This is a genomic window from Acidovorax sp. LjRoot118, from assembly GCF_964253575.1.
Classification (GTDB): Bacteria; Pseudomonadota; Gammaproteobacteria; order Burkholderiales; family Burkholderiaceae_C; genus Acidovorax.
Genome location: NZ_CAXURB020000001.1, coordinates 5,410,105 through 5,435,871 on the forward strand (window position 1 = coordinate 5,410,105; position 25,767 = coordinate 5,435,871).

The 25,767-nt window shown below is 65.5% G+C and carries 18 protein-coding genes; 8 read left to right on the top strand and 10 right to left on the bottom strand.

Going from position 1 to position 25,767, the window contains the following annotated elements:
- Positions 1 to 26: 26 nt before the first annotated feature.
- From ACSQ9E_RS25380 to ACSQ9E_RS25400, 5 genes are all read right to left on the bottom strand, one after another.
- On the bottom strand, positions 27 to 1,775 hold the full coding sequence (locus ACSQ9E_RS25380) for a type I secretion system permease/ATPase (RefSeq protein WP_436219505.1): 1,749 nt from the start codon (positions 1,773 to 1,775) through the stop codon (positions 27 to 29).
- 21 nt (positions 1,776 to 1,796) lie between these two features.
- Positions 1,797 to 3,554: a type I secretion system permease/ATPase gene (locus ACSQ9E_RS25385; protein WP_436219506.1), complete on the bottom strand. Its 1,758-nt coding sequence runs from the start codon at positions 3,552 to 3,554 to the stop codon at positions 1,797 to 1,799.
- Complete coding sequence (locus tag ACSQ9E_RS25390; protein ID WP_057200063.1) at positions 3,551 to 4,159, bottom strand: hypothetical protein; 609 nt, start codon at positions 4,157 to 4,159, stop codon at positions 3,551 to 3,553. The genes ACSQ9E_RS25385 and ACSQ9E_RS25390 overlap by 4 nt, the downstream gene beginning before the upstream one ends.
- A 160-nt stretch (positions 4,160 to 4,319) precedes the next feature.
- Positions 4,320 to 5,636: a M12 family metallo-peptidase gene (locus ACSQ9E_RS25395; protein ID WP_436219507.1), complete on the bottom strand. Its 1,317-nt coding sequence runs from the start codon at positions 5,634 to 5,636 to the stop codon at positions 4,320 to 4,322.
- Between the two features lie 735 nt (positions 5,637 to 6,371).
- On the bottom strand, positions 6,372 to 7,481 hold the full coding sequence (locus tag ACSQ9E_RS25400; RefSeq protein WP_057266349.1) for a carboxypeptidase regulatory-like domain-containing protein: 1,110 nt from the start codon (positions 7,479 to 7,481) through the stop codon (positions 6,372 to 6,374).
- A gap of 313 nt (positions 7,482 to 7,794) precedes the next feature.
- Between ACSQ9E_RS25400 and ACSQ9E_RS25405 the strand changes: the two genes are divergently transcribed.
- Genes ACSQ9E_RS25405 through ACSQ9E_RS25440 form a run of 8 tightly spaced genes read left to right on the top strand, consistent with a single transcriptional unit; the run spans position 7,795 to position 17,165 of the window.
- Positions 7,795 to 8,523: a TetR family transcriptional regulator gene (locus ACSQ9E_RS25405; protein ID WP_057266350.1), complete on the top strand. Its 729-nt coding sequence runs from the start codon at positions 7,795 to 7,797 to the stop codon at positions 8,521 to 8,523.
- A gap of 3 nt (positions 8,524 to 8,526) precedes the next feature.
- A complete protein-coding gene (locus ACSQ9E_RS25410; RefSeq protein WP_436219508.1) occupies positions 8,527 to 9,438 on the top strand; it encodes an SDR family oxidoreductase in 912 nt (303 codons plus the stop codon).
- Positions 9,435 to 11,048, top strand: coding sequence for an acyl-CoA carboxylase subunit beta (locus tag ACSQ9E_RS25415; protein ID WP_436219509.1), 1,614 nt, complete (start codon positions 9,435 to 9,437; stop codon positions 11,046 to 11,048). Before ACSQ9E_RS25410 ends, ACSQ9E_RS25415 begins: the two co-directional genes overlap by 4 nt.
- A 52-nt stretch (positions 11,049 to 11,100) precedes the next feature.
- Positions 11,101 to 12,282 carry an acyl-CoA dehydrogenase family protein gene (locus ACSQ9E_RS25420; protein WP_436219510.1) on the top strand — a complete coding sequence of 394 codons (1,182 nt, stop codon included), beginning with the start codon at positions 11,101 to 11,103 and terminating at the stop codon, positions 12,280 to 12,282.
- A 13-nt stretch (positions 12,283 to 12,295) separates the two neighbouring features.
- The gene (locus ACSQ9E_RS25425) at positions 12,296 to 13,111 is read left to right on the top strand and encodes an enoyl-CoA hydratase/isomerase family protein (RefSeq protein ID WP_436219511.1); all 816 of its coding nucleotides are present in this window, start codon (positions 12,296 to 12,298) and stop codon (positions 13,109 to 13,111) included.
- A complete protein-coding gene (locus ACSQ9E_RS25430; protein WP_436219512.1) occupies positions 13,108 to 15,087 on the top strand; it encodes a biotin carboxylase N-terminal domain-containing protein in 1,980 nt (659 codons plus the stop codon). Before ACSQ9E_RS25425 ends, ACSQ9E_RS25430 begins: the two co-directional genes overlap by 4 nt.
- A gap of 4 nt (positions 15,088 to 15,091) precedes the next feature.
- Complete coding sequence (locus tag ACSQ9E_RS25435) at positions 15,092 to 16,258, top strand: acyl-CoA dehydrogenase family protein (RefSeq protein ID WP_436219513.1); 1,167 nt, start codon at positions 15,092 to 15,094, stop codon at positions 16,256 to 16,258.
- Between the two features lie 13 nt (positions 16,259 to 16,271).
- On the top strand, positions 16,272 to 17,165 hold the full coding sequence (locus tag ACSQ9E_RS25440) for a 3-keto-5-aminohexanoate cleavage protein (RefSeq protein ID WP_436219514.1): 894 nt from the start codon (positions 16,272 to 16,274) through the stop codon (positions 17,163 to 17,165).
- A 55-nt stretch (positions 17,166 to 17,220) separates the two neighbouring features.
- On the opposite strand, the gene ACSQ9E_RS25445 is transcribed toward ACSQ9E_RS25440, so the two are convergent.
- The 5 genes from ACSQ9E_RS25445 to ACSQ9E_RS25465 form a co-directional block, all read right to left on the bottom strand.
- Complete coding sequence (locus ACSQ9E_RS25445; protein ID WP_436219515.1) at positions 17,221 to 17,766, bottom strand: hypothetical protein; 546 nt, start codon at positions 17,764 to 17,766, stop codon at positions 17,221 to 17,223.
- Positions 17,767 to 17,935: 169 nt separating this feature from the next.
- Positions 17,936 to 19,507: a hypothetical protein gene (locus tag ACSQ9E_RS25450; protein WP_436219516.1), complete on the bottom strand. Its 1,572-nt coding sequence runs from the start codon at positions 19,505 to 19,507 to the stop codon at positions 17,936 to 17,938.
- A gap of 146 nt (positions 19,508 to 19,653) precedes the next feature.
- Positions 19,654 to 21,189: a class I SAM-dependent methyltransferase gene (locus ACSQ9E_RS25455; protein ID WP_436219517.1), complete on the bottom strand. Its 1,536-nt coding sequence runs from the start codon at positions 21,187 to 21,189 to the stop codon at positions 19,654 to 19,656.
- A 105-nt stretch (positions 21,190 to 21,294) separates the two neighbouring features.
- Positions 21,295 to 23,613, bottom strand: coding sequence for an O-linked N-acetylglucosamine transferase family protein (locus ACSQ9E_RS25460; RefSeq protein ID WP_436219518.1), 2,319 nt, complete (start codon positions 23,611 to 23,613; stop codon positions 21,295 to 21,297).
- A 239-nt stretch (positions 23,614 to 23,852) separates the two neighbouring features.
- Positions 23,853 to 25,559: a bluetail domain-containing putative surface protein gene (locus tag ACSQ9E_RS25465; protein WP_436219519.1), complete on the bottom strand. Its 1,707-nt coding sequence runs from the start codon at positions 25,557 to 25,559 to the stop codon at positions 23,853 to 23,855.
- Positions 25,560 to 25,767: the final 208 nt, after the last annotated feature.

Consider the following 25,767-nt stretch of genomic DNA (forward strand, 5'->3'; position numbering starts at 1 on the left):
ACAGTGCACGCCATCAGAGCGCGGGCTCAGGCGGGCGTGGGCTGCAGCCCGCCCTTGTCAGCGGCGGGCGGCGGCGATTGCGCAGCAGCCTGTGCTGCACGCAAGGCATTCAAAATTGCATCGCGCGGGCCGTCCGCCTGCACCTCGCCGTCCTGCAAGATCAGTAGGCGATCAGCAACCGCCAGAATCCCGGGCCTGTGGGTCACGAGGAACACGGTGCACCCCCGGGCCTTGAGTTGCTGCACGCTCTGCACCAGAGCTGCTTCACCCACGTCATCCAGATTGGCATTGGGTTCGTCCAGCACCACCAGCACAGGATTCCCATAGACAGCGCGGGCCAGGCCCACGCGCTGGCGCTGACCGCCCGAGAGCAGATTTCCGGCCTCGCCAATGGGGGTGTCATACCCTTTGGGGAAGCGCAGGATCATCTCGTGCAGGCCTGTACTGCGCGCTGCGGCAATGACCTTTTCGGGATCGACCTTGCCGAAGCGGGCGATGTTCTCGGCAATCGTGCCCTCGAACAGCTCGATATCCTGCGGCAGGTAACCCAGATGGGGGCCCAACTCATTGCGGTCCCAGCCATCGATGGGCAGCCCGTCGAGCAATACTTCCCCCGACACATCCGGCCAGATGCCCATGAGGCAGCGCGCCAATGTGGATTTCCCGGAACCCGAGGGACCAAGGACTACCGTGACAGTCCCGGCCTGCACAGCGGTGCTCACGCCTTTGAGGATGGGCATGGGCCGGCCTGGAGCCGTTGCGACAACGTCGCGCAGAGTCACCGAGCCCTGGGGAGCCACGCGAGAAAGTGCCGGGTCGCGCTCGGGATGTGCTTTCAGCAGCAACTCCAGCCGCTCGAAGGCCCCCTTTGCGCCGATGAAGCCGCGCCAGGTTCCGACCAGCATGTCGATGGGAGCCAGCGCCCGGCTCATCAGCACGTTGGCCGCGATCATGCCCCCGGGGGACAGCTGGCCATCGATCACCAGAAGCGCGCCGAGACCCAGCGCCAGGGACTGCTGGCTGTAGCGGATGAATTTGCTCCAGGCGCTGATCCGGTGCGACAGCGCCTGTGCCCTGCCATGCAGATCCAGCGCCTTGTCATGCCGGGCCTTCCAGTGGGGACGCAGGTTGTGCACCATGCCCATCGACTCCAGCGCTTCTGCATTGCGCAGCTTGCTTTGCAGATACATGCCCGATTCTGCGGTCGCCTTGGACGCGGCTTCCGATGGCGCTACGGTGTGGCGATGGCCAAACCAAGCCAACGCGCCCTGTATTGCTGCAAAAACCAGCGCCGCGTAGCCCAGCACCGGATGCAGGAAGAACAAGACGGCCAGGTAAATGGGCGCCCAGGGAATATCGAAGAACGCCAGGATGCCATTGCCCGTGAGGAACTGGCGGATCTGAATGAGGTCGCTGAATGCCCGTGCCACGGAAGCCCCGGTCTGGCCCAGGCGTGCCTCGAAGCTGGCATTGAAGACGCGGGTGCCAAGCACTCCGTCCAGCCGCACCCCTGCATGCACCAGGACGCGAGACCGCATCCATTCGGCAAAGGCCATCACCAGAAACAGGAAGAGTGTGATCAGCGACATCACGATCAACGTCAGATCGCTGCGACTGGCCATGACACGGTCAAAAATCTGGAGCATGTACATCGTGGGCGCCAGCATGAGCAGGTTGGCCACCATGCTGAAGATGCCGACCACGATGAACTCCCGCCGAAAGGACCACAGGACCTCAGTCAGCTCGCTGCGGTGGAAAAAACCCGTTTTCTTCATGAATGTGAACTCGCGTGGGTATCAGGATGCCGCCAGTGCAGGTGCAGCTGGAACAGGTTGTGCTGCGGGCGCCTGTGCCTCGGCCTGCGCCTGCGCGGCCTTGTTCAGCGCCGCCAGCACCTCATCACGGGGGCCGAAGACCTGCTGGGTGCCATCGCGCAACACCAGCAACTTGTCGACCACGGCCAGGACACTCATGCGGTGGGTCATGATCACAAAGGTAGTGCCGCGAGCCTTGGCCGCCGCAATGGCATGGTTCAGCGCGGCATCGCCTTGCTCGTCCAGGCTGGAGTTGGGTTCATCGAGCACGACAAATACGGGATCCCCATAGAGCGCCCGCGCCAGACCCACACGCTGGCGTTGACCACCCGAAAGCCTTGCCCCGTCCGGCCCTACCGGGTTGTCATATCCGTGCGGCAGGGACAGAATGAATTCGTGCAGGCCGACACCGCGTGCAGCGGCTTCCACCTTGACCATGTCCACCTCGCCGAACCGGGCGATGTTCTCCGCCAGCGTGCCCTCGAAGAGCTCCACGCCCTGCGGCAGGTACCCCATGTAAGGGCCCAGTTCCGCCTTGGCCCAGGTATACACGTCGGCACCATCGAGGCGCACCTTGCCACCGGCGGCAGGCCACAAGCCGACCAGCAGACGTGCCAGTGTGGTTTTGCCTGAGGCGGAGGGGCCGACCACGGCGAGCGCCTCACCAGGAGCCAGTGCGAACCCCACACCCCGAAGAATGTGGCCGGCAGAGTTGGGAGCCGAAGCGATGAGTTGCTCCACCTGCAGCACGCCGCGCGGCGCGGGCAGGGCCATCCCCTGCATTGGCGCAGGCAGCGCGGTCAGCAATTGGTCCAGGCGCATCCATGCATCCCGCACGTTGACCACTGACTGCCACTGGGCAACCACCTGCACCAGCGGAGCGAGCATGCGCCCCCCAAGAATGGATGCAACGATCATCATCCCCGCACCGCCGTTGAGTTCATTGCGCAACAGCAACCAGCACCCAAGCCCGAGCAGCAGCGAGCCCAGGATGTTCTGCACTAGCTTGGAAAGTGCCTGAAATCCCCCTGCGCGCTCGGAGGCCAGTGCCTGCAGCCGCAAAAAGTCGCGCTGCCTGTTCAGCCAGCGCTTGTGCGTGTCGCGCAGCATGCCCATGGATTCGATCACCTCGGCATTGCGCAAGGCGCCATCGGCATACTGCTGGGCAGCGATGGAGCTGCCATTGGCCTGCATCAGCGGCGGCTTGGTGGCGCGCTCGTTGAACCACGCCACCGCCACCTGCACCACGCCAAACACCAGCGAAGTCCAGCCCAGCACAGGACTGATCATGAAAAGCAGCACCGCCATCACAAGTGCAATGGGCGCCTCCATTGCGGCCAGAAGCGCCGGCGAGTACAGAAAGTCCCGCACGGAACGGAAGTCATTGAGCGGCTGCTGCGAGCCACCTGGCAGGCGACGCAGGCTCGCATCGAATATCACACCAAAGATCCGATTGCTCAGCGAGTGATCCAGCTCGACGCTCGCGGCTCGCATGACTTCGCTGCGCGCCCACTCCAGCACCTCCATCAACACATAGGCACCGAGCACAATCAAGGTAAGCATCACCAAGGTCGTATGGTTGCGCGTGTTCACCACGCGGTCATACACCTCCAGCATGTAGCCCGAGGGTGCCAGGATCAAAAGGCTGGAGAAGACGCTGAACCAGCCGGCGCGGACAAAATAAGGCCGCAAGGACGAGATGGCTTGGCGCAGTTCAGAAGGAGGGGCGTTGGGTTTCATACTGTCTCTTGGACCATGATGTATTCAGGAATTTCGCCGTCAGGCATGGGCGTGTCCGGCCGGGTGTCCTTGCCGTCGGGCTCATCTCCCAGCAGAAACGACAGCTCGTAGACGCCATCTGCCCGTCTGGACAGCACAATCTCACGCAGCTTCTTCTCATGAAAGCTCGCTTCGTCCTCCGTGCGCAGCGCCAGCTGAAAGCGCATGCGACCGTCCAGGGTGAACATCGACAGCTGCCCCGCCTTGACGCTCAGGGTGTGGCGGTCGAAGTACACAGGACAGGTATCTGCAAATTGCAGCAGGGGCAGGGGTTTGTCCCCCAGGCGCGAAAGATTGAACGGGCTGGCGGGGTGCTGAAAAATCAGGCGCCCCGTGCGGGACACGGAATAGATGGCATTGCAGACCATCTGTGAGCCCATCTCAGGAAACTGCTCTCGCAACGGCCGGTAAGTCAGGTGGTGCAAGGCCACCCTGTTCCACACCCTGGTCTGCCGAACGACAGGCGCAATGGCATTGCACACCTTGGCAAACCCCATCTGCAACGCACGCAGCCGCTCCACCTGTTCAGGCGTCGCTTCGAGCGGAATGCGCAGTAGGGAATTCATATAGGAAACGGAGTGTACCAGTTCCTATATGAATTTTTTACCGCAAGCGAAGGCACCTTCTCGTCGGAGTGATTTGAATCACAGGCAACGCAAGATGGAGCCCAGGCACGCCACCCTGGGCGGAGAAAACCCAGCGGCAGGCATCTGGTGCCCGGCGTGGTCAGACGTAGTCGAGCCCTCGTGTGCTCAGCCCCACCAGGTCGATATGGGTCGCATTGATGTCCAGGTTGGCCACTGCCACCGTGAAGGACGCGTTGGTGTAGGCACCCGATCTGATCAGGCCAGCCAGCGACTGCACCGTGGAGGCGTCGGCCGACGCCCCCACCACGTTGCCGAACAGCAGCGCCACCACCTGCTCCGGCGTGGCCGAAGCGCCCAGCACTGCATTCAGGCCCAGCTGCGCCAGTTGCAGCTGCGACGCGCCCGAATCCACCACACTGAGCACTGCCCCCACCAGTTCGCGGCTGCCCAACCCTGCCGGACCGACCAGCGCCCCCAGCAGGCGCGCCGTCGTGCCCGCCGCGCCATCCAGGTCCAGCGCCACCGAGCGGTCCGAAAAGCGCACGCGCTCGATCTGCACCAAGGTGTCCGTACCATCGCGGCCCGCAGTGCCATCCACCAGTTGCCAGCCACCATCCTTGCGGGTGAGCGAGTAGCCGCTGCGCGCGCCGTGGGCCACCAAGGTGTCTACACCTCCCGCACCGTTGAATGTCTCGCTGGCCTGCGTGCTGGTAAGCACGTCCGGCCCCGCAGTACCACTGGGCTGGCTGGCGAAGTTCAGCGTCGGGCCGTTCGTGGAATTCATGCCCCAGGTCCCGCCCAGGCCATCGCGCCCGTAGATCCAGTCCAGCGCCAGTAGATCAAATGCCTGGAACGTGGTCTTGTAGGGGCCAGCACGTGTGTACGACATGACGGTGTTGTTGGTGTTGTCCTGCGCCGATGGCAACGGCCGCGAGGAGTCGAACGGGTGCGCCAGCCCCAGCGCATGCCCTACCTCGTGCAGCAGCACCTCGTAGCCGGCACCGCCCGCCGTGGGCTGGTTGTTGATGCCGGCATGCTCCACGTTGTCCAGGTACACCACCGACTCCGCATTCAGCTGGGTCAGCGTCTGGCTGCCGTTGTAGCTGTAGTTGTAGAACGTCGATGCCAATCCCGCCGTCGATGCCCCCGGGATATTCGTCGCAACAAAATGGAGGTCCGCCTGGGCCGAGCTGCCCACCTCGGTGAACACGATGCCCGTGACCGCCGCCGCATGCTGCAGTATCTGCCGGGTGGCCTGCTGCTGCGCTGTGTTGAATGCCGTGATCGGACGCCCCGCATCGGAAGCCGCCACGCTGCCGGGGCTTGCGTCAAACGTGTAGTAAAGCACCTTGCGGCCATCGGGGAAGAAGTTCCACGGCGACGGGTTGTCCAGCAGGGCATCGGCCTGCGGGTTGCCGGAGTACACGATGCGCTGGAGATCGGAGACGTTGGCCATGGCAGGGCTTTCTTGCGTGTGGTCATCTCCTTCCAAAACCGCCCCAGCCCGCCGTGAAGCAGGCAGCAAGTCAGTGTGAAAAGGCAGGATCTGGCCGCAGGGTGAATCGCTGCACCACTGTATCACCGGCGCCCACACGCCGTTGATACAGAAAACCAATGATCACCATCCGGTGGTGCAGCGAAGTTATCACCCACCGGAGTGCAGACCACCAAAGCAAACGCCGCCCATCCGCAAGGCGGATGGGCGGCGTGAATGCGGTTTTCGGTGCCTTACTTGCCTGCGGGCTTGTCGGCAGATGGCTTGCCCGGCTGCGGCACAGCCTGGCGAAACAGGTTCTCCAGATCTGCGCGTACCTTTTGGGGGTCCAGACCGGAGGGCGAAGGCGTAGGGGTTTGGTTCGGTGTATTCATGCGCTTACGTTATCACCGTGGCCAGCGTGCCGCCGCATTAACCCTGCAAATGTCTCTGTTAAACGGGCACTACGGATTGTGAGCCAGGCTAACCCATAGGGCTCAAAAGCAGGGCCAAATTGCTGGAAGACTTCGCCGAAATTGCCTCCATCGCTATCAAAAGCATTGCAAACCTGGCGAAGAGCCACATGGTTGCGAAGAACAATCTGTCACCCCTCAGACAATCGCGACGCAATGCAAAAACCCCGGCACCTTGGGTGCCGGGGCTCGAATTGGGCAGGACGCGGACACTTCAAGCGCCTTGCGGCGTCTGCCTGCGCAGTTATTTCGCCAGGTTCCGGAACACTGAAGGGCTCTCCGCCTGGCCCAGGCCGGTGCCTTCGGCAATCGGCAGTTCGCGGGCCACGCTGCTAGACGATACGTTCGCCATCACCGAATTGACCGGCGCCACGCCCACCGACCCATCGGCCAGCACCGTCAGCTCATACACCGTCCAGACATTGTTGGAGCCGGTATAGGGTGCGGCCGGGGGCGTGAAGGTATAGGCCTGCCCATTGGAAAGCTCCAGCCGCACGTTGGCATTCGACGTGCCGAGGTTGCCAGAGCCCGCATAGTGGTGCACCGAATAGCGGTAGACGCCCGGGCGCAGCGCGCTGGCTGCGCTGGCCGTGGGCGGGCAGGTCACCGTTTCCGGGCCATAGGACGAGATGTCATCCACATCGAGCGCGCACATGTCGCCGGATGTCTTGGCGCCAAAGTACACATGCCAGCGCGAATTGGCGCTAGCAGCCGGGCCCGTCAGGTGCGAATCCAGATCGCGCGGGTTCTCACCCCAGGTCAGGATGGTGCGGAACTGGCCGGCAGCCAGCCCGCCCGCGCTGCCGCTGGCTGGCGACAGGGCCACCGCCACCTGGTTGGGGGCGGAGCAGTTGAGCAGCACCGTCTGGTTGGCGGGCGAATAGTTGGGCGCCGTGGTGGTCACGGTGAAGAAACCTTGTGCCAGCCCCGCGAAAGAGGCCACGCCCTGTGCATTGGTGGTGGCCGAGCGCGTGCCCAGCGTCACCGACGCATTGGCCAGGGGCTGGTTCGCGCCCCGCAACGCATCGAACACCGTCACCTGGGCCGTGGCGCACTGCACCGAGCCCGACCCGCCGGTCTGCTGCAGCCCCACCGGCACCAGGTGCAAGGTGGCAGGGTCGAAGCGGAACAGGATGTTGTAGTTGGATTCCACCGTGGTCGTGGTGCCCGGCTGCTGCGGGTTGGGCACCGGCACCAGCAGGCGCAGGTTTTCCAGCAGCACGTCCGTCTGGTTGACGCCCGCGCCACGCGTGCCGGAGAAATCGATGACCTGTGCCTGCGCACCAAGCGCCAGGGCTGCGGACGCGGCGACCACTGCGCAACGCGCCCAGCGGGCAATGCCGTATGTGTTCATGAAACCAGCCTCTCGTTGAATTGACCGCGGAGCGTAGGGGATAACTGCCGCCGTGCCAAATCACCGCCAATGCGCAAAAGAACACTTTTACGAACATTAAACCGACAAAGCGTGACAGATTTCGCAAAAACCGCCATTTTTGCAGCGCGGCCTGTTTCAACTTGATGGATGAATCAACGATTGGGAACAATTTTGTGGGCTTCGTCCGTGCACTCTGTCCATACACCGGAACCACGAACGCCAACAACCTGATCCGTTATTTTTACAAAGCACTTGCTTGCTAAAAATAAAGTGTTTTGCTATCGTGCAGAGCATGGAAACCCCCGCTGTCCGGCGCAAACGTCCCTTGCCTCCCCGCCCTCCTGAAGCCCCTACCACGCCTGCCGCCCGCATCCGCAAAACCGCCGTCGGGGTGGCAGAAGAACCCCGGCGCCCGCGCGGCCGCCCGCGCAAGACCGCCGAAGAAGTGGATGACGGCAACCGCCGCCGCAAGCTCATGGACGGCGCGGCCAGGCTGTTCCTGACCAAGGGCTTTGCGGCCACCACCACGCGCGACATCGCTGCGGCGGCGGGCATGCACAGCGGCTCGCCCTTCTACCACTTCGAAAGCAAGGGCGCCTTGCTCCACGCGGTCATGAACGAAGGCATGGTCATGGCCCTGCAAAGCCAGCAGCAGGCGCTGGCCGCCCTGCCCCTCGACGCCTCGCCGCGCGAGCAGCTCCAGGTGCTGATCCGCCACCATTTCGAGATACTGCTCGGCCCGCGCAGCGGCTTCATCCCGGTGATGCTGTACGAATGGCGCTCGCTGACGCCCGCGCAACGCAAGGGGATCGCCCGCGTCAAGGACGCCTACGAAGCCGCCTGGATGCCCACTCTCGAAACCCTGTCACGGCAGGGCGCACTGCAGGCCACCCCGGGCGTGGCGCGCCTGTTCCTTTTCGGCGCACTGAACTGGGCCGTGCAGTGGTTTGCCCCCAAGGGTGGCAAGTCGCTGGACGAGTTGACCGGCGAAGCGCTCGCATTGTTCATACGGGAGGCATGAGCCATGTACCAGAGCGTGTTCGCACCAGGCCTGCTCGTGGGGCAGGTGGTGATCGTCACCGGCGGCGGCTCGGGCATAGGCCGCTGCACGGCGCACGAGCTGGCGCGGCTGGGTGCGCAGGTGGTGCTGGTCGGGCGCAAGGCCGACAAGCTGCAGGCGGTGCAGGCCGAGATCACGGCGGACGGCGGGCGGGCCTCCTGGCATGCCTGCGACATCCGCTCCGAAGAGGCCGTGGCCATCGTGGTGCAGCAGGCCCTGGCGGAGCATGGCCGCATCGATGCGCTGGTGAACAACGCGGGCGGCCAGTTCATGGCGCCGCTGGCAAGCATCTCCGCCAAGGGCTGGGAGGCGGTGCTGAACACCAACCTCACCGGCGGCTTCCTGATGGCGCGCGAGTGCCACCGGCAGTGGATGCAGGCCCAGGGCGGCAGCATCGTCAACATCGTGGCCGACATGTGGGGCTCCATGCCTGGCATGGGGCACAGCGGCGCAGCGCGCGCCGGCATGGTCAGCTTCACCGAAACCGCTGCGCTCGAATGGGCCGGCAGCGGCGTGCGCGTGAACGCGGTGGCGCCCGGCTACATCGCATCGAGCGGCATGGACAACTACCCGCCCGCCGCCGCCGACATGCTGCGCGCCATGCGCCACACGGTGCCGCAGGGGCGCTTTGGCACCGAAGCCGAGGTCTCGGCAGCCATCGTCTTTTTGCTCAGCCCTGCGGCCAGCTTCATCAGCGGCACCACCCTGCGCGTCGATGGCGCACGGCCCCAAGCGCGCCTGGGCTGGCCCATGCAAGTGCCCGATGTGGCAACGCAGCGGCGGCCCGCCGTGCGGCCATTCGAGGGCTTTCACCGCGCGCAAGTGCCGCGCGTGTTTGCAGAGCAGCAGCAACAGCTACCGGAGGCGGCGCCATGACGCCTTTCGCCTCGCGGTTCAATGCCTCCGCACCCGACGTACAGCGGCGGCGCAGCACCCAACTGGCGCGCCTGGACGCCCTGCGCGCCCTCGAAGACCGCGCTGCGGCCGCCTCGGCCCGCTCGCTGCCGCAGTTCGACAAGCGCGGCCAATTGCTACCGCGCCAGCGCGTGGCCCTGCTGCTCGACGCCGGAACGCCCTGGCTGCCCTTGGCCACGCTGGCAGGCTATCTGCAGGACACGAAAGACCCGGCCAAATCCGTTCCCGGCGGCGGCATCGTGGCCGGCATTGGCATGGTGTCGGGCGTGCGCTGCATGGTGGTGGCCAGCGATTCGGGCATCGAGGCGGGGGCCATCCAGCCCATGGGCCTCGAAAAGATCCTGCGCGTGCAGGAGATCGCGCTGCACAACCGCCTGCCCTTCGTGCACCTGGTCGAAAGCGCGGGCGCCAATCTCATGCGCTACCGGGTCGAGGGCTTCGTGCATGGCGGCAGCCTGTTCCGCAACCTGGCGCGGCTCTCGGCAGCCGGCATCCCGGTGATCACCGTGCAGCATGGCTCGGGAACGGCAGGTGGGGCCTACATGCCCGGCCTGTCGGACGTGGTGATCATGGTGCAGGGCCGCTCGCGCGCCTTCCTGGCCGGGCCGCCGTTGCTCAAGGCTGCCACGGGAGAGATCGCCACCGAGGAGGAACTGGGAGGTGCCGAGATGCACACCAGCATCTCGGGCCTGGGCGAGTACCTGGCACTGGATGACCGCGAGGCCATTGGCATGGCACGCGCCATCGTCGAGGCATCGGGATGGGCGAACCCTCCTGCAACGTCTGCGGCCCCAGGCCCGACGCTGGCTGCTGATGACCTGCTGGCCCTGATGCCTGATGACCTGCGCCAGCCCGTGGACATGCGCGAGGTGATTGCGCGCCTCGTCGATGGCTCCGAGCTGCTCGAATTCAAGGCACGCTACGGCATGGCCACCGTCTGCGCGCAGGCCCGCATCGACGGCCGCCCCGTGGGCTTCATCACCAACAACGGGCCCATCGACGTGGCCGGCGCCAACAAGGCCGCGCACTTCATACAGTGGATGTGCCAGCTCGGCCACCCCATCGTCTACCTGCAGAACACCACCGGCTTCATGGTGGGCAAGGACAGCGAACGGGGCGGCATGATCAAGCACGGCAGCAAGATGATCCAGGCCGTGGCCAATGCCACGGTGCCGCAGATCACCATCCAGTGCGGCGCCAGCTTCGGCGCTGGCAACTACGGCATGTGCGGGCGCGGTTATGCACCGCGCTTCCTGTTCAGCTGGCCTGGCGCCAAGACCGCCGTGATGGGCGGCGAGCAGGCCGCACGCACCATGCAGATCGTGACCGAGGCAGCGCTGGCGCGCAAAGGCATCACGCCCGATCCGGCCGAGTCGCAGGCCCAGTTCGACAAGATCGTGGCCATGTTCGAGGCCCAGGCCGATGCCTTCTACACCAGCGGCCTGCTGCTGGACGACGGAGTGATCGACCCGCGCGACACCCGCGCCGTGCTGGCCCTGTGCCTAGCCACCTGCGCCGACGCACAGGCGCGCAGCCTTCACCCCATGCAGTTCGGGGTCGCCCGCATGTAGACGCATATCCCCTTCTTGCACTGGTCCACACAAAAATCAACGGAGACAAACCATGCAGTTCACGCACGAGCACCGCGAGATCCAGAAGACCCTCAAGCGCTTCATCGACGAGGAGATCAACCCCCATGTGGACGAGTGGGAGGCGGCCGAGATCTTCCCTGCGCACGAGGTCTTCAAGAAGATGGGCAAGCTCGGCCTGCTGGGCCTGTGCAAGCCCGAGGAATACGGCGGCTCGGGCCTGGACTACTCCTACTCTGTCGCCATGGCCGAGACGCTGGGCCACGTGCACTGCGGAGGTGTGCCCATGGCCATCGGTGTGCAGACCGACATGTGCACCCCGGCACTGGCGCGCCACGGCAGCGAGGAGCTCAAGCGCGACTTTCTGGCCCCTGCCATTGCGGGCGACACGGTGGGCTGCATCGGCGTGAGCGAGCCTGCTGCCGGCAGCGATGTATCGGGCATCAAGACCACGGCGCGCAAGGATGGTGACGACTATGTGATCAGCGGCCAGAAGATGTGGATCACCAACAGCCTGCAGGCCGACTGGATGTGCATGCTGGTCAACACCGGCGAAGGCCCTGTGCACCGCAACAAGAGCCTGGTGATGGTGCCCCTGCGCGACGGCCCTGGCGGCCAGCTCACCAAGGGCGTGGAGGTGGCACAGAAGATCCGCAAGATCGGCATGCACAGCAGCGACACGGGGCTGCTCTACTTCGACGAGGTGCGCGTGCCGCAGCGCTACTGCATTGGCGCCGAGGGCCAGGGCTTCATCTACCAGATGCAGCAGTTCCAGGAAGAGCGCCTGTGGTGCGCCTCCAGCACGCTGGAGGCGCTGAACAACTGCATTGGCTGGACGATAGAGTGGGCACAGGAGCGCAAGCTCTTTGGCGGCGCGCTGGCCGACCAGCAGTGGGTGCAGTTCAAGCTGGCCGAGCTCAAGACCGAGGTGGAGGCCCTGCGCGCGCTGACCTACCGCGCCTGCGAGCTCTACGTGGGCGGGCAGGACGTGCTGGAACTCGCCTCCATGGCCAAGCTCAAGGCCGGCCGCCTGAACCGCGAGGTGCCCGATACCTGCCTGCAGTTCTGGGGCGGCATGGGCTTCACGCTGGAGAACAAGGTCTCGCGCATGTACCGCGATGGGCGCCTGGCCTCCATCGGCGGCGGCGCCGACGAGGTGATGCTGGGCATCCTCGCCAAGACCATGGGCATCGCCAAGCGGCCCGCCGCCCACTGAGCCAGGACACCGCATGCACGACGCCCTGCTGATCGACCGCGCGCCGCTGGGTACCGGCCTTTTCTGCGAGACCTGGACCCTGAACGACCCGGCCAGCCGCAATGCGCTGACCGATGCCCTGGTGGACGCCCTGCTGAACGCTTGCACACGCGCCCAGAGCGACACCACACTGCGCGGCGTGGTGCTGCGCGGTGCAGGCGGGCATTTCTGCGCAGGCGGCAGCCTGGGCGGCTTTACCAAGGCCATCGGCCAGCCGCTCGATGCCGGGGTGCCCGACCCGCTGGTGCCACTCAACCGCCGCTTCGGCAGCCTGCTGCAGGCGCTGTGCGACCTGCCCCAGTGGCTGGTGGTCGCGGTGGAAGGCGCGGCCATGGGCGGCGGCCTGGGCCTGGCCTGCTGCGGCGACCTGGTGCTGGCGGATGCGGGCGCCCAGTTCGGCGCGCCCGAGGTCACGCTGGGGCTGGTGCCCGCGCAGATTGCGCCGTTCGTGGTGCGGCGGCTCGGCCCTGCGGCGGCCCGGCGGTGGCTGCTGTCGGGCGCGCGCAGTGGGGCGGCTGCCGCGCTGCAGGCGGGGCTGGTAGATGAAGTCATCGAGGGCGCGATGGATGACGCTGTGCAGGCCGCCGTGCAGCGCATGGCCACCACCGCACCCCAGGCTATTGCGGCCACCAAACACCTGCTGCTGCAGGTACAGAGCGCCCTGCCGCTGCCCGCCCTGCTCGACGATGCCGCCCACCAGTTTGCCCGCGCGCTGCGTGGACCGGAGGCATCCGAGGGGCTGGCCGCCTTCACGGCCCGCAAGGCACCACCCTGGAACCCTGCGGCATGAAAAAAATACTGATTGCCAATCGCGGAGAGATTGCCAGGCGCATCGTGCACACCGCACACACCATGGGCATTGCCACCGTGGCCGTGCACTCCGACCCCGATGCCCAGGCCCTGCATGTGCGCGAGGCCACGCAAGCCGTGGCGCTGGGCGGCAGCGCCAGTGCCGACAGCTACCTGCGCATCGACAAGCTGCTGGCGGCAGCACGCGCCACCGGTGCGGACGCCGTTCACCCGGGCTATGGCTTTCTCAGCGAGAGCGCAGAGTTCGCGCAGGCTGTTGCCGATGCGGGCCTGGTGTGGATTGGCCCATCGGCCGGCGCCATACGCGCGCTGGGCAGCAAGGCCGGTGCCAAGGCCCTGGCCCAGGCGCAAGGCGTGCCCTGCCTGCCCGGCTATGCGGGCAGCGACCAGAGCGATGAGCGCTTTGGAGCAGAGGCTGAGCGCATCGGCTTTCCCCTGATGGTGAAGGCCGTGGCCGGTGGCGGCGGGCGCGGCATGCGGCTGGTGGTCGAAGCCGCCCAGTTGCCCACAGCCCTGACCAGCGCACGCTCCGAAGCGCTGGCGGGCTTCGGCAATGGCGACCTGCTGATCGAGCGAGCGCTACTCAACCCGCGCCATGTGGAGGTGCAGGTGTTTGCCGATGCGCAGGGCCACTGCATCCACCTGGGCGAGCGCGATTGCTCGGTGCAACGGCGCCACCAAAAACTGATCGAAGAATCGCCGAGCCCCGCTGTGGACATGGCCCTGCGTGAGCGCATGGGCGCCTGTGCCGTGGCGCTGGCCCAGGCGGCAGGGTACGTGGGTGCCGGCACCGTTGAGTTTCTGCTCGACGATTCAGACCAGCAAGGCAGCTTCTACCTGATGGAGATGAACACCCGCCTGCAGGTGGAGCACCCCGTGACCGAGGCGCTCACGGGCCTGGACCTGGTGGAGTGGCAGATCCGCGTGGCACGTGGCGAGCCGTTGCCGCTGGCGCAGCACCAGGTGGCACTGCAGGGCCATGCCATCGAGGTGCGGCTGTGCGCGGAAGACGCGCACTTCACGCCACACACCGGGCGCGTGCTGCATTTCGCCGCGCCGTCGGCCACCTCTTTCGAACGTGCGCTCCTGGGCGGGTTGCGCTTTGACCATGCGCTGGAGGAAGGCACCGAGGTCACGCCCCACTACGACGCCATGCTGGGCAAGCTCATCGTGCATGCCGCCACGCGCGGCGAAGCCATCGATGCACTGGTGCGTGCGTTGGAGGGAACCGCGCTGCTCGGGTTGCCCAGCAACCGCGCCTTTCTGGCAACGTGCCTGGGACACCCGCAGTTCCGCGCCGGGCAGGCACGCGTGCCCTTCCTCGCGCAGGAGGGCGATGCACTGCGCGCCGCACTGCGCCTGCAGGAACAGACCGCCTTGCTGCCCAGTGCCATGGCCGCCTTGTTCCCGCCCCGCACCACCACCCTGCCCTGCAGCTTTGCGCGCCCCATGCGGCTGCGCCACCAGGGCGTTGTGCTGCCGCTGGCCGTGCGGGAGCTGGGCCCTGGACAGCTGCGCGTTGAACAACAAGGTACCGAGCCGGCATCCGTCGGCATGCACCTCACGCCGCTGCCCGACGGGCGCGTGCAATGCGCCATGGAGGGCGTGACACACGCCGTGCGCACGGCGGCAGTGGGCCCGCACCGCTGGCACTGGCAGGCCGGTGGCGTGGACGGCTGGGTGGAAGATGCCTCTTGGGAACCGGTCGCACGCGCAGGCGCGACAGGCGGTGCCAACGAACTGCGAGCCCCCTTCAACGGGCGCGTGGTGGCGGTTCCCGTCTCTGCTGGCGAGGCCTTGCAGGCAGGTGCCACGGTGGTGGTGCTCGAATCCATGAAGCTCGAACACAGCCTGGCCTGCCCCACGGCGGCCACGGTGGCCGAGCTGCTGGTGGCGCCGGGCCAGCAGGTGGCGCCAGGCCAGGTGCTGGCGCGTTTTGCAACGCAGGAGGCTTGAGACCATGCGTGTCCCGACGGCTGATGAGCTGCGCGCAGACCGCGCCGCGCTGACCGACACAGTCACGCGCTTTGCCCGCACCGAGATCGCCCCGCATGTGGACGCCTGGGACGCGGCGGGTGAATTCCCCCGCACGCTATACCGCCGCGCGGGAGACCTCGGCCTGCTGGGCCTGGGCTACCCCGAGCAGTACGGCGGCACACCCGCCAGCTATGCGCTGCGCCTGCCGCTGTGGCAGGCCCTGTGCCGCTATGGCACCAGCGGGGGCGTGCTGGCCAGCCTGCTCTCGCACAACATCGGGCTGCCCCCCGTGCTGGCGCATGGCAGCGATGCCGTGCGCAACGAAGTGATCCCGTCCGTGCTGGCGGGCGAGCGCATTGCGGCGCTGGCCATCACCGAGCCGGGCGGTGGTTCCGACGTGGCGCAACTGGCCACCACCGCGCGGCGCGAGGGCGATGAGTACGTGGTCAATGGCGAAAAGGTGTTCATCACCTCGGGCATGCGCGCCGACTGGATCACCGTGGCGGTGCGCACGGGCGAGGCCGGCAGCCGGGGCAGCGGCGGCATATCGATGCTGCTGCTGCCCGGCGATAGTGCCGGCCTGTCGCGCAGCGCCCTGGCCAAGATGGGCTGGCTGTGCTCCGACACCGCGCACCTGCGCTTTGACAACGTGCGCGTGCCAGCACGCTACCTGCTGGGGGCCGAGGGCGACGGGTTTCGCATGATCATGGGCAACTTCAACGCCGAGCGCTTTGGCCTCGCCGCATCGGCCCTGGGCTTTGCCGAGGCTTGCTACGACGAGGCTTTGGCCTGGGCGCGCCAGCGCAAAACCTTTGGCGCCCCGCTGGTGGCGCACCAGGTGATACGCCACAAGCTGGTGGACATGCAGATGCGCATCCACTCCACAGCCGCCTGGCTCGAATCGGTGGCCACGCAGGCCGATGCGGGCCACACCGGCGCCGAGTGGGTGGCCCAGGTCTGCCTGCTCAAGAACCACGCCACACAGACCATGCAGTTCTGCGCAGACCAGGCCGTGCAGATTTTGGGCGGCATGGGCTACATGCGCGGCACCGTCAGCGAACGCATCTACCGCGAGGTCAAGGTCATGATGATCGGCGGCGGCGCCGAAGAAATCATGAAGGACCTGGCGGCCCGGCAACTGGGTATCTGAAAGAGACATCGCCATGACGACGACAACAACCGACAAAGCCATCATCACCTGCGCCATCACCGGCGTGCTGACCGACCCCACACAGCACCACGTGCCCGTGACGCCCGAGCAACTGGCGCGCGAAGCCCGCCGCGCCGTGGATGCCGGCGCCGCCGTGGTGCATGTGCACTTTCGCCAGCAAGGGGCCGGCAAGGGCCACCTGCCCTCGTGGGACCCGCAGGTGGCGCGCGAGTGCGTGCAGGCCATGCGCGAAGCGTGCCCCGGCCTCATCATCAACCAGACCACCGGCGTGGTGGGCCCGCACTACCAGGGCCCGCTGGACTGCCTGCGCGCCACCCGGCCCGAGATGGCCGCCTGCAACGCCGGCTCGCTCAACTACCTCAAGGTGCGCAGCAACGGCACCTGGGCCTGGCCGCCCATGCTGTTCGACAACCAGCCCGCCAAGGTCAAGGACTTCATCGACGTGATGCTGGAGACAGGCACCCTGCCCGAGTTCGAATGCTTCGACGTGGGCATCGTGCGCTGCGTGGAGATGTATGTGCAGACCGGCATGTACACCGAGCGCCTGCCCGAATACAACTTCGTGATGGGGGTCGAATCGGGCATGCCGGCCGACCCGGACCTGCTGCCCATATTGCTCAAGCTCAAGATCAAGGATGCGCCCTGGCAGGCCACCGTGATCGGCCGCCAGGAGATATGGCCCGTGCACCAGCGCGTGGCCGAGCTGGGCGGCCACCTACGCACGGGGCTGGAGGACACGTTTTATCTACCCGACGGCAGCAAGGCCGCCTCGAACGGGCCACTGATAGAGCAACTGGCCCAGATGGCGCGCGGCGCGGGGCGCAGCGTGGCGTCGCCGCAGCAGGCGCGGGAGCTGCTGGGCTTGCAAGCGACGACCACTGCTTGACGAGGGCCGGCTGCCCACGGCCTTAGGCCAGCGGCCCGGCAGCGATGTGCCGTCCTCAGACCAGCAAAGCACCGGCGTCGACGCCCACCAACTGCACGATGGCTGCGTCGACCGGCTGGTGCTCCGCCGCCGAACTCCAGGCTGCAGCGCCTGCAGGGGCGCCCTTGGGCGAAGGGGTGCCGTTGGCCGAGTTGGTCGAGTACATGTACGCCTCTGCGATCTCCTTGGCCCAGGCCGCAGCGGGGGCGTTGTAGACGGCCATGTCGCCGGTGGCATTTTCCAGGCCGAGCAGGGCATGGCCCAGTTGCACGGCCACGATGCCCACATTCTCCTTGCCTATGGCGTCGAGGTAAGAGACCAACGCGCCTTGCAGGCCAATGTCGTACGACATACCCATGTTGGTCACGATCTTCAGCGCCAGGGCCCCCGTCGTCAGGTGCTGGTAGTTGGTGCCGAACTGGAAGGCGTAGGCCTCCCAGCTTTGCGGCGTGGCACCAGCAGCCATCTTCTGCTGGTAGAAAGTCGTGCTCGAAGGGGACTGGTCGTTGAACGCACGGTTCAGAATGCTGACTTCGAGTTCGGCAGAGAGGACAACGGCCACAAACAGCTCCAAAAATAGTGAAACGTGCAGAGCATAGAGCCTATGTGCCAGTGGCTTCAAGAAAACATTGCTCGCCAATATGGGGCATGGACATTCTCCCGCGTAGTGGCCCTACCCCTTGGTGTTGGGCTGTTGTGGATGCTCCATCCTGCCCCCCCCCCGCTATGACCTAACCCGCCAACCCTCCCAGGATGGCCGTGTTGCCAACCGCTACCCCACGCGTTCCCGGTGGAGTGGCAGCTCGCCGGTCGAAGGCCGGGCCGCTGAACGACTGTGTCGATACGAACTTTCCGGCCGTCGCTACACGCACCATCGCGCCCGCAGCAGTAGCCTCCTGGGCAATGCCCAGAATGGAGGCTGCTTGGGGAACGGACAGATGGATGGTTGCCGCACCGGTGGATGGCTGGCCACACACCACGCTGGCCAGCATGCCATTGGACAGCACCTCAGTCCACGCATACGACAAGGGATATGAACTGGATGTGCTCAAGGTGAGCGTGTTTTCAACGGCCGACAGGTCGGCACTCCAGCTGCTCAGCACGACGGTGAACCCGCCGCCCACCAAGTGCGACACCATGACCGGACCATTGCCCGCGCGGTCGATCAGCATGAACGGTGCAAAGCCGGCCGCCACCGACTGCCGCAGGCTGACCCCCGCATTGTCGTACTCGTACAACTGCCCTCCCACCGCCAGCCAGAAGCCGCCAAACTGGCGGGGGCAGATGCACACGGTGTTGGGCATGCCTGGGCCCCCCGTGGCAGCCAGCACCGTAGTGAGAAAATTGCCCGCAGCGTCGTAAAGGCGCACGGCTGCGGCGGTGCTGATGGACGGGTCGACAAAGGCCAGGTTGCCATTGCCCAATTCCATCGCATTGCGCTCCGCAGGAGTCACATTGCGGTTGGCGGTCACGGCCGCCAGCGTGGTCAACGCCCCTTGCAAGGCCCCTGCGGCATTGAAGCGTGCAAATCGGTAGGCTGTGGCCGCAGCACTGCGGTAGTAGTGCAGCACAAAGCCCCCTGCGGCCAGGGGTAGCACGCCAACACAGCTCGGGTTGGCGCCCGCCTCCACCACCACCTCGCTGCCCTGCAGCACCCCCGACACGTTGAAGCGCTTGAAGGCCAGGTCATTCGACCCATTCTTGGCATAGGCCACCACGACATCTCCGCCGGCCAGGGTCGCCACGTTCCAGCTCTGGTTGTCATTGTTGGCAAGCGTTGCCAGCGTGGATTCCGGCACCACCAGGGCACCCGTCACGGCGGAATGGATGGCCAGCTTGAGGCTCACGCTTTCCAGCCAGACAATGGCGATGCCGTCACCGCCTGCCCGCGCCAGGCGGGTGCCCACCACCCCACTGGTGCTGGTGACCGAAATCCTCGAAAACAGCGGCACACGCATCGGGCCGTAGAGCCGCAGGTTGGCGCCGGTGTCAGACTGCGAACCATTGCCGCTGTAGACAACCGCAAAGCTGCCATTGTCCAACGCCAGTAATGCCCGGAAAATCTGTGCATTAAAGGCTGAACGCCCCCAAGCACTCCCACTGCTCTCAACGGTAGCCGCCGGGACCAGGGCGGTCACCCCGGCCGGCGCATTCTGCAGCGCCAGAGACACGCCATCAGCCGCCCGCCGCACCAAGCCCCCTGCACCCAATTTTGCATAGTCCCCTGCGGTCAGTGCTGTTTCGGCCACCACCGATACCGCCTGGTTCTGCGCGTCCGTGCCTGGTACGAGATGACGTCCCATGGTGTACTTCCTTTCCCCGGGCCATTGCGTGCCCATTTGCCCGGGCAGATTGCCCGTGGCAGCAATGTCCACGGGACGGCCAGGGCGGGAAAGGCGTGGCATATATGCCGGCCCCGGCAAGGGCGCGGCGCGCTGCCTTGCGCTTCTCAAGCCACCATCAAGGCCTTCAGGATCGGCAACTGCTTCTGGGCAAACGCCGTGGCCTGGGACAGCAATTCCGCCAGGTTCTCCTCGGGCGTTTCCAGGGCCTGGCCGTCCTTGATGAGTTTTTGCCCTTGTGCCTGCAGCAGCGCCCAGACCACAGGCACCCAGTCTGAAGGCTGCTTCTTGCCCTGCGACAGGGCCACCAGGAACAACTGGGGAAAGCGCGTCACCGCCACAGCGCCACCGCTCACAGGGCTGGCCAGGTAGCCCACTTCGTGGCTGCCGCGCGCCTTTTGCATGATGTAGGCGTTGAGCTTGTCCGTGTGCTTGCGCGCCTTGGCGATCAGGGCATCGTCCTGCACGGCCATGAGGTGGCCCGCCCCGCTGAGCACCAGCATGGCCTGCAGCACCTGGATGAAGGGAACCCCCTTGTCCCTGACCGCCTGCTCGACCTGCGCCAGCGTGCGCGGCTTGTGATCGGCCAGAAAATCCAGGATGGGCGTGTAGACCGCCTCGCTCATTTCCGCCGAGCCCAGCATGCCCGTGACCTTGAGGGTCACATCGGCGCGGGGGGTTGTGAGCAACACCTTTTGCGCACGCAGTGCCTCGCTCTGTTCCAGCGGGCTGAGCTTGCGCGCACCACGCACCCAGTAGTCGCGCCGGAACTGCTGGTTGCCGATGAAGTCCCGCGTGGTTTCACGCAAGGTGATGTCGCTTGTGGCGTTGATGAGCGTCTGCTGCTGGGGCGTCAGGTTGAGCGGGTCCACATGGTCCAGGATATGGGCCGAGCAGGCGAACTGCAGCTTTGCCGGCTCCAGCCACTGGGCCAGCGTGGCAAAGTGCATGGGCTCCCAGTCGCGGTTGAAGTACTCGTGGGCCACATAGTGGCGGTTCTGCTCCTTGACCTTCTTGAAGCGCTCAGGCACCCCAGGGTTGGCACGGGTGTAGCCCGGGTTGGCTTCGAGCAGCTTGTCTGCGAACTCGAAGGCCCCGTCGATGCGGCCCACGATGCCCTGCCCCTCGGAGCCCTGCACCTGGGCATGCAGCGTCAGCAAGTGGCGCATGGGCGCAAAGGCGGCCCAGCCCGGCAAGGTGTTGTAGCTGATGTACAGCACGCCCCCCACCTTGAGGCGGGTGCGGATGAACTCCACGATCAGGGCGCGGTTCTCGTCGCTTATCCAGCTCCAGATGCCGTGCAAGCCGATGTAGTCGAACTGCGGCAGGTCCGTGCGCGCCGAAAATTCGGCGAAGGACTCGTCGGTCAGTTGTGCCCCTGCCCCTGCTGCGGCGGCCAGTTCCTGGGCAAAGCCGGCTTGCGCAGGGTTGAAGTCGTTGCCATGCCACTGCACCAGGGAGGCTGCGGCGTGCATGTTGGCGCTCAGCCCCTGTCCAAAGCCCAGCTCGCAGGCCGCGCCCACCTCGGGGAAAGCCAGGCCCTGGTTCAGGAATGCTAGGCGCAGCCGCAAGGGGTTGAGCTCGGAGTAATAGCCGTAGGTGTATCCAATGTCGGCCACATAGCCGGCGGTCCATTCAGACATGCAGAGCAACTCCTTGTTGAGGTGCCGCATTTTGACATGGCGTTGACAACCGCTTGCTGCGGCCCTTGCCAGGAATCTGCCGCCAGCCATGGCTGGCGCAGGCGTTCAGTGTGTGCGCTCGCGCGCCTGGGCCAGCATGCCCACGTAAGCCCCCTCCACCGCGCGCGCAAAGCCCGCTTCGTCCATCAGGGGCCCTTGCTCCATCTGCATGCGCAGGTCGGCCCTCAGCGCGGCCAGCGCCGGCAGGTTGCTGGCCAAGGCCACGGCCTTCTCCACATATTCTTGCTCCGTGGCAGCCACCCATTCGGCATGGCCGGCCCCGTGTAGAACGGCAGCGCCTAACCGCCCCACGCCGGGCCGGCCGCTGAGCGTGACATAGGGAACGCCCATGTACAGGGATTCGATCAGGGTGGTGCCGCTGTTGTGCGGAAAGCAGTCGAGGGTGATGTCCACCTGCCTGAGCACGTCCCACGGCGGGCTGTGGAATCCGCATTCGATGCGCGAGGCATCGATCCCCAGCGCGGCAAACCGCGCCTCGATGCGCCTGGCGAAACCTGCATCCTGCATGTTCTTGCAGTCCAGCACCAGCCGAGATCCAGGCACCCGCTCCAGGATATGGGCCCATGCAGCCAGCAGCCCTTCGTTGAAGCGGATGGCGCGGCTCAACGAGGCGAAGGTCACATGCCCTTTGGCGAGCGCGGGCAAGCCACCGACCTCGCCCATTCCGGTGGCCGGCCGGTATGCCAGATAGGGCCTGTCCATCCGCCAGGGCTTTTCGGCGAAAAAGGGGGCGTCCTGTTCGGGTAGTGCCTGGGCATCGGAAAGGTAGAAATCAATGGCACCGAGGCCGGTGGTGGAGCCAAAGCCCATCCAGCTCACGGACACCGGGGCGGGCTTGAGCGCGAACACGTCCAGGCGGTTGCCCGCCGTGTGGCCGGACAGATCCACCAGCACATCCACGCCTTTCTCCCGTACCAGCGCCGCCACCTCCGGGGCCGTCATTCCCTTGGTGAAATGCCAGTGCTCCACCAGGTTGCGGTAGGGCGCCCACACCGCGTCCGGTCCGGCCATGCCGGCAAAGGCCGACACCTCGAAGAAGGTGCGGTCATGGTGGGCGAGCAAGGGCATCAGAAAGTGCCTGACCGCGTGGGGCGTGAAGTCTGCAGAGACGTAGCCGATATGGATGCGGGGCTTGGCAGTTCCCCCGCCGGCGGGGACGGGGGCCTGCAAGGCCTCTTGCCCGGCAGGCTGAAAGCGGACCTGGAAGGCCTGGTACTCGGCAAAGATGTCTTCTGCCGTCTTGTCGGGGTGGTTGTTGAGCACGAAAAACCACTTGCTCCAGATCTGCCGGTCCTGGGGCCGCAGCGCCAGCGCCTGGCGGAACAGCGCCTCACAGGGTGCGTGCACGCCCAGTGCCGCATGGGCCGAGCCCAGCTCGGCCAGCGCATCGGGGTACTGGGGGTGGCTGCGGGGCACGTTCTGCAAGGCCTGCTCCAGGCAGGCAATTGCATCCGAAATGGCTTGCGCTTCGCGGTGGAGTACGGCCAGGCCCAGCAGTGCGCCGAAGTGGCGGCCATCGATCTGCAGCGCAGAGCCAAACGCCGCAGTGGCCTCGCCGCCCCTGCCCTGTTCGCGCAGCACATTGCCCAGATGGACCCAGGCATTGGCATTGCGCCCTTCGAGCTCCAGCTTGCGGCGGATCAGGGCCTCGGCCTGTGCCAGCTGCCCCAGATTCTGGTGGGCCAGGGCCAGGTTGTTCAGGACCATGGTGTCGCTGGCGTCGAATGCGAGCGCCCGAACCAGCACCCCCTGGGCCTGGTGCCACTTGCGCTGCGCGATCAGGCTCACCCCGAGTGCAGACAAGGTGTCGCGCGGGCTGTGGCCCAGCTGCAGCGCCTGCGCCAGCGCAGGTTCGGCAGGCTCGCCCTGGCCCAGCGCCAGCAGGGTGATGCCCTGGTTGAACCAGGCCTGTCCCAGGCCGGGGTGCAATGTGGTGGCGCGTGCAAAGGCGGCATGGGCCTGTGCAAAACGCTCCAGTTGGTAGAGCACGTCGCCGATCTTGTTGCAGAGCACGGCCACAAGTTCTGCATATTGCCCGGAGGCTGCGAGTTGGGCATCGGCCAGCAGCAGGGCGTGCTCGAAGACGGCCAGCGCCCCCGCCGGGTCGGCCAGCAGCAACAGGCAGTCTCCCAGGAGCAGATGCATCTGCACATCGCCCGGATGGGCCTGGCAGCATTCCTGCGCCCATTGGCGTGCCAATGCCGCCTGCCCCAGGGCCAGCGCACTGCGCCCCCCCCAGAACTGCGACGCAACATCGTGCGGGTTGTCCGCAAGTTCTTGCTGGGCCATGGCCAGGCAGGCCGCGTACTCCCGGGACGCGTAGAGTTGGCTCAGACCCAGGGGATTCGATGGTTCATGCGTCATAGGTAGGGCGTTTTGGCGCGGACCGCCTGAAAACGGCGCAATGGTAATTCAAGCCTGCGGCCCCTTAGCGGTCAACGGCTTGGACGCAAGCCATCGCAGACGATGCAGCGCGAACTGCGCAAGGTGGCGGCAAGGACAAGCCACAAGCCAGAGATCCGTTCTGAATACGGACAAAAAAAGGCCGCCCGAAGGCGGCCTTTTGGGCACCGGGGTGCAAACCCCGGTAACGAACACCGTGATTAGACAGCGAACGTGATGGTGGCAGGAGCAGCCACGCCGGTCAGCTGGATCAGCGCGTCGCCGGCGCTCAGGCCAGCAACTGCGTCGTTCACGAAGATGTAGGTGTTGCCAGCCAGCGTGAAGCTCACGGCTTGGTTCACACCAATCGCGGTAGCGATCGTCGTGGTCGTGCCAGCACCGGCAGGCAGAGCCGTGTCGGTCAGGTCGGAGATGATGTTCAGCAGGTCGCCGGTGGCAGCCAGGTTTTCGGCGATCGTGCCGGTCAGCTTGGTCACGTTGGCAACCGTCGTGTAGTCAGCGCTCTTCAGAACCAGCGTGTCGCCAGCAGCGAAGTCGGTCACCTTGACAGCAGCAGCGATCAGCTTGGCAGAGGTCGTCAGATCGGTGGCGGTCAGGCTACCGGTCGTGGCGGCCTTGGTGCCCACGTCCAGCGTCAGCACGTCAGCGCCGGCACCCAGTGTGATCGTGTGGCCCTTGTTGGCGGTCAGCAGGATCGTGTCAGCACCGGTGCCACCGTCGACCGTCACGGCCTTGGTAGCGCCCGTGGCAACGATGGTGTCAGCAGCCGTACCGCCCTTGATGGACAGCGTGTTCACAGCGCCGGTGGCGGTGATCGTGGCAGCAGCGGTCATGGCCGAAGCGTCGATGGTCTTCAGCGAAGCAGCGGCTGGGCCCGAAGCGGTCAGGGTCAGGCCCTTGTCGCCGGTCACGGTCAGCGTTTCCAGGGTGTTGCCCACGATGGTCGTGGTGTTGGCCTTCACGGTGCTTTGCAGAGCCAGCGTTTCGATGGAGTCCACTTGCACGTTGCCAGCGGTGGAGCCGCTCAGAACAACGGTAGCAGCGTCAGCCGTACCAGTGGCCTTGGCGAATTCGACGATGGTGTCGGTGGCGGTGTCCTTCACGCCGATGGTCGTGCCCAGGGCAACAGACTTAACGGTCAGGGCAGCGGTGGAACCTTCGTTCCAGAATTGCTGGATGCCGGTCACGTTCTTCAGGTCGAAGTTCCAGGCGGTGCCGGTCTTGATGAAGAAGTTTTCGACGTTGGTCACGGTAGGTGCGTAGCCGGTGGCGTCGATTTCAGCGCGCAGCGTGTCGGTGCCAGCGCCGCCGTCGATGACGTCGCCGCTCTTCAGCGTACCAGGCGTCGTGGCAACGATCGTGTCGTTGTTGGCCGTGGTCTTGAACTTGGCTTCAGCAGCTTGGGGCGACAGGAAGTCGTCAGCCGTCGTCAGGGCCAGGGTCACGCCGGTCACGGCGCCGTCATCGGTACCAACAGGCGAAGCGCTGGTGTTGGCTGGGTTGGCCGAGTAGGTGTACGAAGCGGTCACTTCGGCGTTCCACTTGACAGCAGCGGCGTTGAAAGCAGCTTGGTCGCCGGTGGCGTTTTCCAGGCCGGACAGGATGTCAGCCAGTTGCAGAGCAACGATACCAACGTTGGCCTTGCCCACGGAAACCAGGTAGTCCTTGACTGCGGCTTGCAGGCCGGTGTTTGGCAGCACGCCCAGGTTGCCCAGGATCTTGGTGGACAGAGCGTCTTCGGTCAGACCGACGAAGCTCGAGCCGAAAGACAGAGCGAAAGCATTGTTGCCAACCGAGGTGGCTTGCGTCACTTGGTTGTTGTAAACCGCGTTGGCAGGGGATTGGTCGTTGAACGCGCGGTTCAGCGAGGTGACAACCGAATCGACACCAAAAATTTGCTTAGGCATTTGAAACTTCCTATTAACAGTTGAAAAATGAAAACAAGTTGCTAAAGCAAGGCCAGCCCGTCTAGTGCACCACGCTTGTCTGCCGTGCGTGCCAGTTCAGCCCCATCTTTACAAGTTTGCTCTGGCATTATCACACGCACTTTTAAAAAAATGCCAGCGAATCAAGAGCAATGCCTAGCCAACTTGGGAAGAAGTGTAGCAAGCAACC